The following is a 17260-nucleotide window of genomic DNA, read 5'->3' as shown; positions in this document are numbered from 1 at the left end:
GCTTGAATCAGGGGGTGACCAGGACGTCGATCACCTGGCTCGTAGAGTTGAAGCGTACCGCGGCCTTGAGGGGCAGGGCGCCGGCCGGTGCATCGACCGCCTGGAACGTCAGCGTCTTGGCATCGAACTGCAGCCAGGCCGGCAACGCCTGGCCGTTGTCGAGCACGGCATCGACCGCCACCGCATTGGCTGGCAGCACTGCCTTGACGGCCTCGGCGGGCACCTTGAACGACCAGCTCGTGCTGTTGCCGGTCTGCACCGCGAAGTCCATCGTGGATGTTTCGCCACGCGGCACGAGCGTCAGTGTACCGGTCACGGCCCGGCCGTCCGCCGTGGCGCCCACGACGTTCGCTGCCGTACCGGTCGTGGCCGTTGCCGGCACGGTGGCGGCGGCGATCACGATGCCGTTGCTGCTGCCGCTGGAAGTGGCGGCAAGGCCGGTCACGACGGGCAACGTTTCGGTAGCCGCTGGCGGCGGAGTCAGCACCGCCTGGGTTTGCGTAGCAACGGCAGGCGCGGGAACGGCTGGCGGCAGCACCGGCGGCAGGGCCGACGCGGCAATGATGTCCCCGGTGATCGTGAAGCTGTTGGACGCCAGCAGGTAGTTGCCAGCATCCGCGCCTCCGAGCGAGAAGCCCGATACGTTCATCGTCTTGCCGGTGCCGACTTCGGCATCCAGGAAGGCAGCGATCGGATTCACGATCGTCACGTCGTCGCCGGCAACGCGGTTGTCGTTGAACCGCACGACCCCCACGGTCGACCCGTCATAGACCTTGGGCAGGCCCGTGCCGGTGACGCTCAGCGTGGCCTTGGCGATATCCACCGTGGTCGACGCCGTGCCATTGACGGTGTAGTTGGCGGCATCCGCACCCGACACGCTGATGCCGGACACCAGCACCTGCTTGTCCGTGCCGGCGTTCTTGTTCGCGACGGACGCGTTGGCGTAGGACAGCGTCAGGCTGTCGTTGCCCAGACGGTTGTCCGCAAGCGCCACCGATACCGCCGTGGACGCGTCGTACGTCTTGTCGATGCCGGTGGCCGTGGCGGTCAGCGTGGCCTTGGCCACGCTGGCGGTGGTGGTGGCTGTCGTGTTGGCGACATAGTTCGCCGCGTCCGCGCCCGCAACCGTAATACCCGCCACATTGACCAGCTTGTTGGCACCCGCGTTCTTGTCCGCATAGGCCGCATTGGCGTAGGACAGCGTCAGGCTGTCATTGCCCAGGCGGTTGTCGGTCAGGGCGACGTTGGCGGCGGTGGTGGTGTCGTACACCTTGCCGATGCCGGTGGCGCCGACCGTCAGTTGCGCCTTGGCAATGTTGGCCGTGGTGGATGCCGAGGTGTTGGCGACGTAGTTGCCTGCGTCGGCGCCACCAAGGGTGATGCCGTTGACCGAGATGGTCTTGCCGTTGCCGGCATTCTTGTCGGCAAAGGCGGCGTTGGCATAGCCCAGCGTAAGCTGGTCGGTGCCCAGACGGTTGTCGTTCAGCGCCACGGCGGCGCCGGTGGTTGCGTCGTACACCTTGTCCATGCCGGCCGCGCCGACCGTCAATTGCGCCTTGGCAATGCTGGCCGTGGTGCTGGCGCCCGTGTTGACGGCGTAGTTGCCCGCATCGGCGCCAGCGATCGTGATGCCATTGACCGTGACCGTCTTGCCGTTGCCGGCGTTCTTGTCGGCGAAGGCAGCGTTGGCGTAAGCCACCGTCAGCTGGTCGGTGCCCAGACGGTTGTCGTTCAGGTTGACGTTTGCAACAGTTGTGGTGTCGTACACCTTGTCGATGCCGGTGGCACCCACCGTCAGTTGCGCCTTGCCGATGTTGGCGGTCGTAGCGGTCGCGGTGTTGGCGACATAGTTGCCTGCATCCACGCCCGTCACGGTAATGCCCGCCACCGACACGGCCTTGCCGTTGCCCGCGTTCTTGTCGGCGAAGGCGGCGTTGCCGTAGGCCAGCGTGAGCTGGTCGGCGCCCAGGCGGTTGTCGTTCAGGTTGACGGTTGCAACGGTCGTGGTGTCATACACCTTGTCGATGCCGGTCGCGCCTACCGTCAACTGCGCCTTGCCGATGTTGGCCGTGGTGCTCGTGCCGGTGTTCACGGCATAGTTGCCCGCATCGGCGCCCGCGATCGTGATGCCGTCCACCGTGACTGCCTTTCCGCTGCCGGCATTTTTGTCGGCAAAGGCAGCGTTGGCATAGCCCAGCGTCAACTGGTCGGTGCCCAGGCGGTTGTCGTTCAGCGCCACGGTGGCGCCGGTGGTTGCGTCATACACCTTGTCGATACCGGTGGCGCCGACCGTCAGTTGCGCCTTGGCGATGTTGGCCGTGGTGCTGGCGCCAGTGTTGACGACATAGTTGCCCGCATCGGCGCCGCCGATCGTGATGCCGTTCACCGCGACGGTCTTGCCGCTGCCGGCATTCTTGTCGGCAAACGCGGCGTTGGCGTAGCCGAGCGTAAGCTGATCGGTGCCAAGGCGGTTGTCGTTCAGGTTGACGGTCGCAACAGTCGTGGTGTCGTACACCTTGTCGACGCCAGTGGCGCCGACCGTCAGTTGCGCCTTCGCGATATCGGCGGTGGTGGCGGCCGTGGTGTTGGCGACATAGTTGCCCGCATCCGCGCCCGTTACGGTGATCCCGCCGACCGACACGGTCTTGCCGTTACCGGCGTTCTTGTCGGCGTAGGCGGCGTTGCCATAGGCCAGCGTGAGCTGGTCGGCGCCCAGGCGGTTGTCGTTCAGCGCCACCGTGGCGACCGTGGTCGTGTCGTACACCTTGTCGATGCCGGTCGCGCCCACCGTCAGCTGCGCCTTGGCGATGTTGGCCGTGGTGCTCGTGCCGGTGTTCACGGCATAGTTGCCCGCATCGGCTCCCGCGAGCGTGATGCCGTCCACCGACACCGTCTTGCCATTGCCGGCATTCTTGTCGGCAAAGGCAGCGTTGGCATAGCCCAGCGTCAACTGGTCGGTGCCCAGACGGTTGTCGTTCAGCGTAACGGTGGCACGGGTCGTGGCGTCGTACACCTTGTCGGTGGCGGCCGCGCCTACCGTCAGTTGCGCCTTGCCGATGTTGGCCGTGGTGGCCGTTGCGGCGGAGGTATCGATCACATAGTTGCCTGCATCGGCCCCGCCGATCGTCAGGCCCGAAACCGTGACCGTCTTGCCATTGCCCGCGTTCTTGTCGGCAAACGCGGCGCCGCCGTACGACACGGTCAGTGCGTCGTTGGCCAGGCGATTGTCGGTCAGGTTGACCGTGGCGGCGGTCGTGGCGTCGTACACCTTGTCGATGCCGGTCGCGCTGACCGTCAGCTGGGCCTTGCCGATGTTGGCCGTGGTCGCGGCCGTGGTGTTGACCGTGTAGTTGCCGGCGTCCGCGCCCGACAGCGAGATGCCCGACACCGTCACGGCTTTGCCCGTGCCCGCGTTCTTGTCCGCGAAGGCTGCCGACGTGTAGCCCAGCGTCAGCTGGTCGGCGCCCAGGCGGTTGTCCGCCAGGGTGGCGGTCGCGGCCGTGGTCGCGTCGTACACCTTGTCGACACCGGTCGCGGTGGCAATCAGGCTGGCCTTTGCGATGTTGGCGGTGGCGTTGGTCACACCAGACGTGTCGATCGCGTAGTTGTCGGCATCCACGCCGGCGATCTGCAGCCCGGTCACGGTGATCGCCTTGTTCTGGCCGGCGTTCTTGTCGGCAAAGGCGGCCGTCGTGTAGCTGACGGTCAGCGCATCGTTGGCCTTGCGGTTATCCGTCAGGGCCACGGTTGCGTTGGTTGTCGCGTCGTACACCTTGTCATTGCCGGTCAGGACCACCGCGAGCGTCGCCTTGCTGATCGCGCCAGACCCGATGGCGGTCGACCCGACCGTGTAGTTGCCAGCGTCCGCGCCGGTCAACGTGACGCCCGTCACATTGATCAGCTTGCCGGTGCCGACATTCTTGTCAAGGAAGTTGGCCGAGGCATAGCCCAGCGTGATCTGGTCATTGCCCATGCGGTTGTCGGCCAGCGTGGCGTTGGCCACGGTCGTGCCGTCATAGACCTTGTCGGCGCCAGTCGCGGTCGCGACCAGTTGCGCTTTCGAGATCGACGCGGTCGCCGACGCCGTCGTGTTGGCCAGCACATAGTTGCCCATGTCCGTGCCGCCAGCGGTGATGCCGGAGATGGCGATCGCCTTGCCCGCACCGGCGTTCTTGTCGGCAAAGGCGGCGTTGCCGGACAGCGTCAGCTGGTCGCCTGCAAAGCGGGTGTCCGTGTAGTTGACGGCCGCATTCGTCGTGCCGTCGTAGACTTTGTCGACGCCCGTCGCGCCAACGCTCAGGCTCGCCCGCGCCACATTCGTGGTCGTCGAGGCCGTGGAGTTGGCGACGTAGTTCTGCGCGTCGGCGCCCGTGACCTGGATGCCGGACACGTTGACGACCTTGTTGTCGCCGACGTTCTTGTCCGCCAGCGCGGCCTGGCCGTACGACAGGGTCAGCACGTCGCTGCCCAGGCGGTTGTCGTTGAGGGTGACCGTGGCGCTGGTGGTGGCGTCGTAGGTCTTGTTGACACCGGTGGCGCCGACGGCCAGCGTGGCCTTGTTGACATTGCCGCTGGTCAGCGCGCTGGTGGTGGTGGTCGTGTAGTTGCCTGCATCCACGCCGCCCACCGTGATGCCGGTCACGGTGATCGCCTTGCCGTTGCCGGCGTTCTTGTCGGCATAGGTCGCGGTGCCGGTGATCGTCAGCTGATCGTTCGCGATGCGGCTGTCGGTAAAGCTGACCGCGGCATTGCGGGTCGCGTCGTACGTCTTGTCGGCGCCGTCGACCTGGATGGTCAGATTGGCCTTGGCAATATTGGCCGTGGTCGTGGCGCTGGTGTTGAACGTGTAGTTGCCCGCGTCGGTGCCGCTGACATCGATGCCCGATACGGCGACCGTCTTGTTGTTGCCGGCGTTCTTGTCGCCGAAGGCTGCGCCAAGATAGGCCAGGGACACCTGGTCGTTGCCCAGGCGGTTGTCCGACAGCGACACCGTGGCGTTCGTCGACGCGTCGTATGTCCGGTTCACGCCAGTTGCGCTGACGGTCAGCGCGGCCTTGGCGATAGTCGCCGTCGTTGCGGTGGTCGTGTTGAAGGTGTAGTTGCCGGCGTCGGTGCCCGTCAGGGTCAGGCCCGACACGCTGACCGCCTTGTTTTCGCCCGCGTTCTTGTCGGCAAAGCTCGCGCCGCCATACCCCAAGGTCAGCACATCATTGCCCAGGCGGTTGTCGTTCAGCGTGACGGTGGCTTGGGTGGTCGTGTCATAGGTGCGGTCGATGCCGGTCGCGCCGATGGTCAGCGTGGCCTGGGTCACCGTGCCCGTGCCCGAGGCCGTGCCGATGCGGTAGTTGCCGGCGGCCGCGCCGCTCAGTTGCATGCCCGACAGCGCAAGCGTCTTGTTGCTGCCGGCATCCTTGGTCAGGAAGGCCGTGGTGCCGGACGCCGAAACGTCGTCGCTGTTGACGGTATTGCCCAGCGTGAAGGTTGCGCCGGTCAGGCCCAGGCCCGCGTCGTACACCTTGGAGCCGGTGGCGGTCACCGTCAGGTCGCGCTGGTTGACCGTCAAGGTGCCGTCGGTGACAGTGCCGAGCGTATAGCCGTTGGCCGTGGCCAGCGACGCGCCGTCCAGCTTGAGCGTGTAGGGAGTCGCCGTCACGTTGGCGGTGGCCGCCGCGCCGTCGGACGTCACGACGGGCGAGCCCGTCAGCACGGTGCTCAGCGTGTCGCCCCGATAGGCGTTGGCCACGCCGGCTTCCAGGCCGGTCATGGTAAAGGCGTTCGAGACGTCCAGCGCATCACCGTACGTCTTGCTGACCGCATTGCCGGCGAACGTCAGCACGGGGGTGGCGTTGAACAGATAGCGGTTGCCGGTCTGCGCGACCGAGCCGGGAGCCAGGCCCGCCAGCGTGGCGTTCCAGACGGCCGTGTTCTGGCTGTCCAGGTTGCCGAAGGTGTTGCCGGCCTTGTCGCCGACATAGATCAGCCAGCGATGGCCCGCGTCGGTCGATACGGCGGTCGCGCCCGCATTGTTGATGAAGTGGCCGGTGGCGCCGGTGGCGAGCACGGCGTTGCCGTTCAGCGCCTTCACACTGCCGGCGGCGCCGATCGTCAGATCCGCGCCCGACGTTACGCGCGCTTCGCCCGCGGCCGTGGCAACGGCGCCGTTGACCGTGACGTTGCCCGCACTGGCGATGTCCACGCCATTGAGCGCGGTTGCGCCCTTGATGACGGAGGCATTGCTGCTGGCCACCTTGATGGTGTCGCCGCTCAGGGTCAGGCTGCCGAACTCATTGCCGGCATTGCTCAGGTCGATGCCCAGCGTGCCGGCGGTCGACGCCGTGGCCGTGAAGCTGGCGTCGCCCGTCACTTTCACAACGGTGCCTGCAGCCTGCACGATGCCCGTCTGCACGTCCGCGCCACCGCTGACAATGGCAGGCGCGGTGGTATTGACCGAAATGCGGCCGGCGATCGCGTTCTGCGCGCCGGTCAATTGCACGGCAGTGCCCGCGATGGGCGCGCTGCCGAAGGCGGCGCTGCTGGCTTCGCTGATGACGGTCAGGTTGCCGGTCTCGATACGGTCGGCAAGCGTGACGACGCCGTTCTGCTTCAGGACCGTGGTGCCGGTTGCACCCGAAATCGACAGCGTGCCGAACAGGTTGCCCGTATTGCCCAGGTTGACGGACGCGCCGGAAGGCGTGAAAGCGCCCGCGACCTTGACCGCCGTGCCGGAAGCCTGATTGATGGTCTGACCTGTAGCAACGAGGTCGTAGTTGCCGCCGATGAGCGTCTCGCCCAGCAGGGTGGCCGCCGCGCCGCGGTTGTCGATGGCCACGTCGCCCGCGTTGTGCGTCGTGGTCAGCGACAGATCACCGCCGACCGTCAGCTTGGCCGTATTGGCCTGGGTGATCGCGCCGTTGGCGGTCAAGGAGGCCGTGCCGCCGACCGACGTGGCGGCATTGAGGCTGATGCCACTGGTCGAGGTGGCGGCCAGCGTGCCGCTTAGGCTCGTGTTGTACAGGGCAAGGGCGGCGTTTTCCTTGACGACCGCGTTGCGGCCGGTCAACCGCACGTTGCCGAACGTGTTGCCCGTCTGGTCCAGCTGGATGTCGTTGGTGCCGGCGTTGAGTGTCAGGTCGGCGGTGCCGAGCAGCCACGCATTGCCCTGCACGATATCCCGCGTGTTGGTCAGGGACAGCGAAGCGGGGGCGGCATTCAGCGTGACGGTGCCGAAGGCGTTGGTCGCGCTGCCGAGGGCGACAAAGGCCGGTGTTCCAAGCGCGAGCGCACCGGATGTCAGTCCACCGCCGGTCTGGATGATGGGGCCGGCGCTGGTCAGCGACAGCGCGGTCGTGCCGAGCGCGACATTGCCGGCCAGCGTGATGCTGCCCGTCGCGACGTTGCCCAGCGCCAGGCTGGCCAGATTGGCCGGCAGGCGCGCCAGGTCGGTCGCGGTCAGGCTGAGCGAGCCGGCGGTGTTGGCTCCGCCACCGAGCACCATGGCGCGGTTGCTCGTCGCGGTGCTGATCGACAAAGCGCCCGTGCCGGACACGGCGCCATTCAGGTCGATTTCATCGCCAATCAGGGTCAGGGCATTCGCGCCCGCACTGGTCGTGCCATTCAAGGCGAGCGTGCCCGTGCCGGCGTTCAGCACCGTTGCTGCGCCCGTCGTCAATGCGCCATTGACGGTGATGCCGGTGCCCTGCAGCGTGCCGGTGGCGGTGGTGGCGCCCGTGTAGCTTTGCGCGCCCGTGGTCCGCACATCACCCGCGGCGATCGTGCCGCCAGTGACGTTGAGCGCGCTCAACGGCGTGTTCGCGCCCGCCGCGCTCAATTGCACCGCAGCCGTGCCGGCATTGACCGTCAGCGCCTGCGCGCCGTCGATGCCGCCGTTCAAGGAAATGTTGCGACTGGTCGAACGCACCGTGACGGCGCCCGTGCCCAGTGTCGTGCCGCCGGTGACCGTCAGGCCGCCATTGGCCAGCAGGTTCGATGCGCCGCCAAAGGTCAGGCCGCCTGCGATGGTGCTTGCGTCCGGACCGCCGATGTTGCCGGCATTGTTGAAGGTGACATTGCCCGCCGACACCAGATTGCCGCGCGTGTTGAGGACGTTGCCGAAGACGGTGGAACCCGTGCCTGCCAGGGTCAGCGCCGCGCCGGTGCCGGTGCCCAGCAGCGTCGTGCCGCCGATGACGCCGTTGAACGTCGTGGTGGCCGTGCCGGCATTGACGGTCAGGTTGGACGCGCCATCGACCGTGCCGTTGACGGTCAGCGCACTGCCGTTCGAGGTGATCGACGTGTCGCCGGCCAGTTCCACCGATTGCGCGGTAATGCCGTCATACCCCGTGAACGTCGTGGTCGCGCCGCTGCGGCCGATCGTGACCTTGCCGGTACCCAGGTTGGTGCCCACCGAGCCGTCGCCCAGGGTCACGTTGTTCGCGAAGGTGGTTGCCGAGCCGTTCTGTACCAGCAGGCCCGAATTGGCGCCTACCGTGCTGTTGAACACGTTGGCGCCCGCACCTTGCAGTGTCAGCGCCGCGCCCGTGCCGGTGCCGAGGCCGCTGACGGCGCCACTGAAGGTCTTGGTGCCCGTGCCCGAGTTCACGACCAGATTGCGGCCGCCGCCATCGAGGACGGCGCCGAACGTTACCGCGGCATTGGACGTCGCGATGGTCGCGTCGCTACCGAGCACGACCCCGTTGTTGAAGGTGATCGCGCCGCCATTCGCAGCACTGCCGAGCGCGCCATTGACGACAATGGCCCCGGGCGCGGTGAAGTTCATTGCGCCCGCGACGGCCAGGCCGGACGGAAGGTTCAATGTCTGGGCCGTGACCGACAGACCGGTCAGCAGCGGCGAGATGTTCTCCAGGCCGATGATGTTGCCAAAGCCGCCATTGAGCGCGTTCAGCGTCAGGTTCTGCGCGCCGGTTACGGCGTTGCCCATCGAGATCGTGCTGCCGTTGGACGTGATCGTGGTCGCGCCCGTCAGGTTCAGGCCGCCGTTGAAGCTCAGGTTGTCGTAGCCACTGAAGCTGCCGCCCAGCGTGACGGCGCCAGTGAAGCTGGAGCCCGTCGTGCCATTGGCAAGCGCCACGGCCTTGGCGAACGTCACGGCGCCATCGGCCACCATGCCGCTGGCGGCATTCACGGTGTCGGTGAACGTCGTGGCCCCCGTGCCGGCCAGCGTCAGCGCCATGCCGGTGCCGTCGCCGATCGCGGTGGTGTTGCCGACCGCGCCGTTGAACGTCTTGGCGCCGGTGCCGGTCGAGACCACCATGTTTCGGGCGCCGTTGACCGTTCCATTGAAGGTGACGGCCGAGCCGGTGCTGATGACCATCGCGGTGTTGTTCAGCGCGACGGGGCCGTTGAAGGTAATGGCGCCCGGTGCCGAGCTGACGACGGTGCCATTCAGGGCGATGGCGGTGCTGCCAGTCGCCGTATAGGTCTGCGCGCCAGAAACGTTGATCGCGCCGTTCGGCAGGGTCAGGCCGCTGCCCGTCACGTCGAGCGAGGTCAGTCCGGCGGCGATCCGGTCCAGCCCGGTCAGCGCGCCCATGCCAGCGTTCAGCGTCAGGCCCTGATTGCCGCGGATCGAGCCCGCGGTGGTGAAGGCAAGGGCGCTGTTGTTCGAATTGATGGTGGCCGCGGCGTTCTGCAACAGCATGCCGTTGCGGAACGTCAGCCCATTGAAGCCGGACAGCGTCTGCGCCGTTGCCTTGGCCAGCGTCACATCGCCGGTAAACAGGCTGCCGGTCGCGCTCGCGGGCGAACCCAGCGTCACGTCGTTCTTGAAGGTGACCGGGCCGGTGATCGACACGCCATTGTTCGTTTGCAGCGTGTTGTCGAAGGTCGTGGAACCGGCCGTTACTTGCAGCACGGTGCTGGCGCTGGCCGCGCTGCCGATGTTCGACACCGCCCCGCCAAAGCCCACGGTGCCCGTGCCTGCATTGATGATCAGCTGCTTGTTGGCGCCGGCCACCGCGTTGTTGAAGGTGATGGCCGAATTGACGGACTGCACCGTCAGATCATTTGCCAGGGTGGTCGGACCGGTAAAGCTGATGGCGCCGGCCGCCGTGCTGCTGATGTTGGCATTGAGCGTGATGCCCGTGGCCGACGAATAAGACTGCGGACCGGCAATATTCATCGCGGGCAGGCTGAGCGCGCCACCCGTGGTGACCGACAGACCGCTGCTGGCCGAGTTGATGCTCGTCAGACCAGTGACCGTACCGGCGGCGCTGAGCGTGACGGTATTGGCGCCCACGTTGATGCCCGTGGTGCTGTTGATGTTGGCGATGTCGAAGGTGCCGTTGTCGGCGTAGCTCAGCGCGCCGGTCAGGCCGGCGGCCAGCTTGTTGACGTGGTTGCCTGCGTTGGTCAGCGTGGCCGGGCCTGTCCCGCTCAGCAGCAGCGAGTCCGCCCGGATGGCGCCGATCTGCGTGATGGGGCCGCTGGCATTGACGGTCAGGCCGCCCGTGACGGTCGACGTGTCGAACTCGATGGCATTGCGCGCAAGGATGTCGGCCGAACTGGCCGACACGATCTTGACCGTGCCGAACTGGCTGCGCGGATTGGCGTCGAGCACGATGGCATTGGTGCCCGCCGTGAGCGTGGTCAGCCCGCTGACGTTCCATGCGCCGCCGTCGGAGATGACGTCGTTTTCAGTGACTGCTGCATTGGCGGCCGTCACCACCAGGTCGCCGACCTTGTTCAGTGCTTGGGTGAAGGCGACATCATGCGTGCCGGCATTCAATGCGACCGCGGCCGTGCCCAGGTTCCATGCGCTGGCCTGGGTGATATCGTCGTTCTCGGTGATCGCCACGCTCGCTGCGCCGGAGATCGCCAGGTTGCCCAGCACGTTGGCTGCGTTGGTCAACGTGACGCCGGCGTTGGCCGCCGTCGTCGTCAGCGTCGTCGTGCCCGTGGTCGTCCACGCGCCGCCTTGCGTGATGGCGTCGTTCTCGGTGATCGCCACCGCGCCGCCCGTGACCGTCAGGTTGCCCATCTGGTTGGCGACGTTGGTCAGCGCGATGGCCTTGTTGTTTTCCGCAATCAGATCGACCGACCGGCCGGTCAGTGCCCAGGCGCTGCCCTGCGTGATCGCGTCGTCTTCGGTGATCTTGACCGAGGTCGGCACGCCCGAGGTCGTGACGATGTCGATCGCGCCAAGCACGTTACCCGACGTGGACAGGTCGATAGCGTTGGCGCGTGCATTCAGCGTCACCGGGGCAGTCCCGATTTTCCAGGCCGCAGCCTGCGTGATCGCGTCGTTCTCCGTGATGAGCACGGACGTTGGCGTGCCCTCGATGGCGATATTGCCCAGCACGTTCGACAGATTGTCGAGCGCAATGGCGCCGTTGGTCGCTTTCAGGGTCGTCGTGCCCGTCGTCACCCACGGACCGTTGTCCGTAATGCTGCTGTTTTCCGTGATGCTCACGGTGTTGCCACGCAGCGTGATGTCGCCCATCACGTTGCCTGCCTGCGTCAGCGAAATATTGCCGCCACCGTTGACGACGCCCGCGCTGTTGTAGGCGTTGAGGGTGGTCAAGCCGGTGTTCCAGGCCGCAAAGTCAGTGATCGCGTCCTTGCCGGTCGTGTCCTTGGCGGCAATGGTCGTCGTGCCGCCACCCAGCACTTGCAGGGCGCCCAGCACGTTGTTGGTGTTGGTCAGCGACACGTTGTTACCCTGTGCATTCAGGGTGGTGTTGCCGTGCGTGGTCCAGGCCTGGTTCTGCCCAATATTGTCCGCCTCGACAATGGTGACCGCACCGGCCGACGTGGCGCCTGTGTTTTCCTGGGTCACCGTCAAACCGCCAAACTGATTGCCTGTCTGGTTCAGGATGATTGCCTGGTCATTGGTGGTCGTCACCGATACGGAACCCGGCGCATACCAGGCGCCGCTTTGCGTAATGGCGTCGTTCTCGCGCAAGGAGATCGTCGATCCATTGGAAATGGCGATGTTGCCGAGCACATTGCTCGCATTGTTCAGCGCAATATTCGTGAAGGACGAGAAGGTCGTCGTCGTGCTGCTGCCTACCTGGACCGACGTGTTTGCAGCCTGATTCAACGTGCCATTGTCAAACGACGACAGGTTCAGATTGCCAGACAGGGCAATATCGCCCAGGGTCAGTGTGCCGGACGTATTGCGCACCGTGGCGTTTCGGGCGGCGGCAATCGCAAGCCGCGTCCATGTGTTGCCATATGAGGTGTTCAACGTGATATCGGCGGTCCCGGCATTCAGGTTGGTCGCGGTGGACACCACCGTGTTCCAGTTGCTGCTCTGCGTGATCGCGCCATTGTTGGTCGTGACCGACAGCGTGCCGACGTTGAAGTTGCCGTTCGTCGACGACAGGTCGATGGCGCCGCTGTCGTAGATCGACGCCGTCCCGCCGCCTGCAATCGTGATGTGGTTGAAGTTGTTGCCGGTATCCGTCAGGACGATGTCTCGCGCGCCACCGGCGAGGAAGGTCGAGTATCCGTTCGCCCCCGTGCCGTTGACGACGATTGCGCCGGACTGCGTGATGCCCCCGTTGTTGGCGTAAACCTGCAGGTTGCCGGTCAACGTCATGCCGGGCAGCGAGACGCTGGGCGCGTTGTCGTAGCGCAGCTTGACGTTGCGCAGCTGGCCGACGGAGGTCAGGCCGTTGATGACCGCGGCATTGGCGTTCGTGTTGCGCAGCTGGATATCCTGGAATGAGCCTGCGCCTGCCGTGGCAAGTGTGACCGTGCCGCCGATGCTGTTCGACGCGCCAGGGATGCCGCCGTCCTGCAGGTTGGACGAACCCAGGAAGAGGTTCTTGTTTGCGGCAGTGACGGTGAAGCTGGCGTCCCCGGTCACGGTCAGGGGGCGCTGTTGTACTCGTTGTTGTACTGGCTGATGTTGCCTGCTGCCGTGACGGACAGGTTGCCGGCAACCGTGCTCGCACCCGTCCCGAACATCAGGTCGTTCTTGTCGACGAAGGTCGCGGAACCTGCCGTGTTGACCTGCAGGTAGCTGCCGAAGTCGTTGCCGGCGTTGTCCAGCACGACTGTGCCCCCGTTGGTCGTCGTGATGTTGCTGTAGCCGGTGGCGGTGTATACGCCGCTTTGCGTGATGTTGCCGCCCGCGGCGAGTGTGACGTTTGCACCGGTGATCGAACCCAGGGCCAGGGCGTTGACGTCACGGACGTTCACCGATCCGTTGTCCGTGGCAACGTTCAGCGTCCCCTGGAAGTTGTTGTTGTTCGTGAGGGTAACGTCGGACGGGGCCGCGCCAAACCCGCCGCTGGCCGCATTGATCGTGGTTGTCCCGGCGACGGTAACGATGCCGGTCGAGCCCACTGCGCCACTGGTCGCGACCGACAGGTTGCCGGCCACGGTTGACACGCCCAGCTGTACCGCGTTCTGATCGCGCACGGACACGTTGTTGCCGATGGCACTGACGACGCTGTAGTCGGAGTTCGAATTGTTCAGCGTGATGTTGCCGCTGCCCGCATTGAAGGTGGCGACGTTGCGGTTCACGATCGAACGGGTGTTGCCTGTGATGTCGCGGCCATTGGACGTGACATTCAGGGCGCCCGTTACGAACAGCTCGCCCAGATCCACGCCGCCCGTCGCGGTACCCACATGCGTCACGTCCAGCTGCGCCGAGCTGATCTTGCCCGTGGACAGGGTCGACGACGCATCCAGTCCGCCGTTCGTGATCGTCACCTTGCCGCTGCCGGCGTCCACGCTGCCGGTGTTGTTGAAGACAGCGCTGCCCGCATCGCGGTTGGCCGATTGCGCAGCGGTGTCATTGAACTTGAACGTCACGTCGCCGTCGGCGCTGTAGATGGCCGAATTCACGACGATCGAGCGGCCGGCCTGGAAGGTCAGCGCGCCGCCTTTGGGCACGCCGCCGTTGGGCGACGTGGTGATGATGCTGTTGACCGTCAGGTCGTTATTGGCCTGCAGCACGACCGCCGTGCCGGTGTTGGTCACGCTGGTGATCGCCGCGGTGTCGACCGTGGCGTCGGCGCTGGGCGTGCTGCCGAAGTCCAGCGTCGCGGGATTGCCGGCCAGGACCGCGGTCCCGCCGCTGACCACGGTCAGGTTCTTCGGATCGAGCAGCAGCGTGCCGGATTGGCCTTGCGTCGCGCCCGCGTCCACCGTGCCCGCGAAGGCCAGCTGGGCCTTGCCGGACACTTCGACCTTGCCGCCGTCGCCGCCTTGCGCGCCCCGCGCGCGGTGATGTCACCGCCAAACACCGTATCGCCATCGGCCCACACGACGACCTTGCCGCCATCGCCTTGCGCGGTGGCCGACGCGTCGATCGAGACGTGGTGTCCCACCACCGTCTTCTGTGCGTTCGCGACCGCTGCGTTGCTGCCTTGCCAGTCGCCGCCGGCCAGCACCGTGCCGCCGCCGGTCGCGCCCTTTGCATCAATGTCCGTACCATCAAACAGTCCCACACGCTGGCCGGTCACCTGCACTGCGCCGCCCTTGCCGGTGGCGCTCGACACATCCAGCTTGCCCGCGACCACGGCGTCGCCGTTCATGCCGGCATCCAGATAGATCTCGCCATTGCGCTCGACCAGGCCTTGCGCCTGGACCGTGCCTTGCACGTTGACGGACGCGCCCAGCAGGGCGTTGGCGGCCGATGCGGCCATGATCACGCGGCCGCCATCGGCTTGCACCAGGTGCCGGTTTTCCACCAGCGCGCGTACCGTGGCCGGGTCGACCTTGACGCCGACCAGGCCGTCACCGGCCATGTCGAGCGTGATGGTTTCGCCAGCCGCCATCGCGACGGTACCCAGCTTGGCGGACACCACGCCTTCGTTCAGGACTTCGGGCGCCAGCAGGGCGACATAACCGCCGTCGGCCGCATGCAACTCGCCCTGGTTCACGACCGAGCCGGTCGCGCCGTCGCGCGCGAAGCGGTAGTTGCCCTTCAGGAAGTCGTCGTCCTTGATGTTCAGTGTGCTGGCAACCAGGCCGCCCACATCCACGCGCGCGCCAGCGCCGAACATGACGCCGTTCGGATTGACCAGGAACACGCTGCCGTTGGCGGTCAGGCTGCCGAAGATCTGGCTGGCGTCATTGCCGACGACGCGGTTCAGCGCGACCGAGCCCATGCCGGGCTGCTTGAAGTCCACCGATGCCTGGCTGCCAATGTTGAAGGACCCCCAGTTCAGGATGGCCTTGTCGGTGCCTTGCACCACGGTCATGCCGTTGCCGGCCTGCGTGATGGTGGCCTGGCCCGCCACCACCTGGCCGCCGGTCGGCAGCGCGTTGACGGCGGGCGGCGCGGCAAACACCGAACCGGTGGCGCCTGCCAGGATCGCGGCCACCAGGGCCTCGCGAGCACGCGACATCATGCGCAGCAGCAGGCCGGACAGCCGCTTGCGGGGGCGCCAGGTCAGCGTCGCCTTGCGGCCGCCAATGCGGATGTGAACGACGCGGGGTTTGGCTTGGGTGTCTTGCTTGCTCATGATCGCAGTCCTGCCCGGGGGCGGTACGGCCTCGCTGCAGGAGGCCGGTTTGATTCGTGATGTCTGGTGGGAAGTCGGTGGTGGACGGGGCGCGGGCTCAGAAAGCCTTGGCGACCTGCAGCCAGATGCGGGGCACGTGGCGGGTGCCGTCGGTGTCCTTGCCGGTGGCCGCGTTCGCCAGTTCGTTGTCGCCGATGCGCCAGGCGATGCTCAGGCGGGCATTCCAGCCGCCCATGCTGGCGCCGGCGCCCACGCCCGCGCCCGACAGCTGGACGCGGCGCGGGCCGGTAAAGGTGGCGTAGCTGTTGCGCGCGGTGCGGACCGACCCGGTATCGGCAAAGGCAGTCAGACGGAACTCCGGCGTCACGCGATAGTTGAGGTCGACATTCAACAGCCAGCCTTCGTCGCCTCCGGCTTCGTTGACCGGATAGGCGCGCACGCCGGCAGGACCGCCCAGGTAGAACTTTTCGGATGAGTCCAAGTTGTCGCTGGCGAACTGGCCGGTCAGCGCCGCGGTCAATGCAAGGCGCGGGGTCAGGGTCTGCTGGCGGGTTACGTTCCAGTACAGCTTCTGGTAGCTGCCTGCCGCGCGCGGACCGATCGCGTCGGCCTGCGAGCTGCCGAAGTCATTCAGGCGCAGGCGTCCGGCGGTGACGATGGCCGAGTAGGCCGTCAGCCCGCCGCCCTGGAAGCTGTCGTAACGGCTGCCGGTCACGCCGCCGCTTGCGCTGCGGGTGCGCTTGTCGCTGACAGTCAGGCCCTGGGCCTCGTTGTCGTAATCGCGCTGATCGACCGCGCCAACCAGGTTCAGGTTGTGCAGGCGGCCGCGCAGCAGCGGGTAGCTGGCGGTCAAGCCTGCCGTGGTCGAATCGCCTTCCGCATTCAGGCGCGAAAAGTCGCCCTTCAGTTCATAGTCGAGCCGCGATGCATTCACTCCCAGCTTCAAGCCTTCCACGCCCACGGGCGCCACGTAGGCCACGCGGCCGTACTTGAGCCCTTCGCTGGCCAGCACGCGCACGCTGGCCTGATCGCCGAAACCCAGCGGATTGTTCAGGTTGAGGGCGGCCGATGCCTGGAATTCGCCGGTGCTGCGCGCGCCGTTGTTGCCCGCATCCACGAAGCCATCTACGCGCGGGCCGTCGGCCAGACGCAGGATCAGGTCGGTGTCGCCCAGTTGCTTGCCCGCATCCAGGGTGGCGCTGGCCTGCACGCCCGGCAGGTCGTTGAGCAGCAGCATGGCGCGCTCGACGGCATCGCTGCGGAAGGGTTGGCCGGGCTGCTGGCGCGACGTCAGATACCGTGCGGCGCGATCGCTATCGAAGCGCGCGGGCGGGTCGCCGGCTTCCACACGGACCGACGAAAAGCGGCCTTCGACAACCTGGATGATGACCGTGCCGTCGGCGATCTTTTGCGGTGGCAGGAAGGCGCGGGCCAGGTAGCCGGACGCGCGGTAGCTTTCCATGATGGCCTGGGTCGCTTTCTCCAGGTCGACCAGGGTCACCTGCTGGCCGATCAGGCCCGACAGCGTGTTCATCAGGACCGATTCATCCATCAACGTCACGCCTTGCAGGACGACACGCTGCAGCAGGAAGGACGTACCCGTGGGGCTGGTGGATGGGGTGGGGCGATCGACGGCGGCATCCGGAGCTGGCGCCGTGGTCCGTGGCTGCTGCTGTTCGATGCCTCGCAAAAGCGTACCGGCATCGGGAACCGCTTGAGCAAGGGCGGACGTGGAAATGCAAAGCAGTGCCGAACCGGCGATTTTCTGGACCTTCAAAACAGCTCCTGCCGCGTGGGCGTTAGGTGAGGATGCGTTCGAA

General features: G+C 66.4%; 4 protein-coding genes. All 4 read right to left on the bottom strand.

Translation table 11 applies throughout. The features are described 5' to 3' along the window. Positions 1 to 7 precede the first annotated feature (7 nt). Entirely contained in the window at positions 8 to 12829 is a 12822-nt protein-coding gene (locus ACNANG_RS02340) for a YDG domain-containing protein (protein ID WP_420225833.1), read from the bottom strand. Between the two features lie 2 nt (positions 12830 to 12831). Continuing rightward, a complete protein-coding gene (locus tag ACNANG_RS02335; protein WP_420225832.1) occupies positions 12832 to 14154 on the bottom strand; it encodes a beta strand repeat-containing protein in 1323 nt (440 codons plus the stop codon). Further along, positions 14058 to 15440, bottom strand: a complete 1383-nt coding sequence (locus tag ACNANG_RS02330; protein ID WP_420225831.1) for a filamentous hemagglutinin N-terminal domain-containing protein — start codon at positions 15438 to 15440, stop codon at positions 14058 to 14060. Before ACNANG_RS02330 ends, ACNANG_RS02335 begins: the two co-directional genes overlap by 97 nt. Before the next feature lie 97 nt (positions 15441 to 15537). Continuing rightward, positions 15538 to 17217: a ShlB/FhaC/HecB family hemolysin secretion/activation protein gene (locus ACNANG_RS02325; RefSeq protein WP_420225830.1), complete on the bottom strand. Its 1680-nt coding sequence runs from the start codon at positions 17215 to 17217 to the stop codon at positions 15538 to 15540. Positions 17218 to 17260 lie beyond the last annotated feature (43 nt).

Source organism: Pigmentiphaga litoralis (assembly GCF_048632615.1).
In the GTDB taxonomy this organism is placed as follows: Bacteria; Pseudomonadota; Gammaproteobacteria; order Burkholderiales; family Burkholderiaceae_B; genus Pigmentiphaga; species Pigmentiphaga litoralis_B.
The sequence above is the reverse complement of the archived record's forward strand: the minus strand, read 5'-3'. Positions and strand labels throughout refer to the sequence as shown.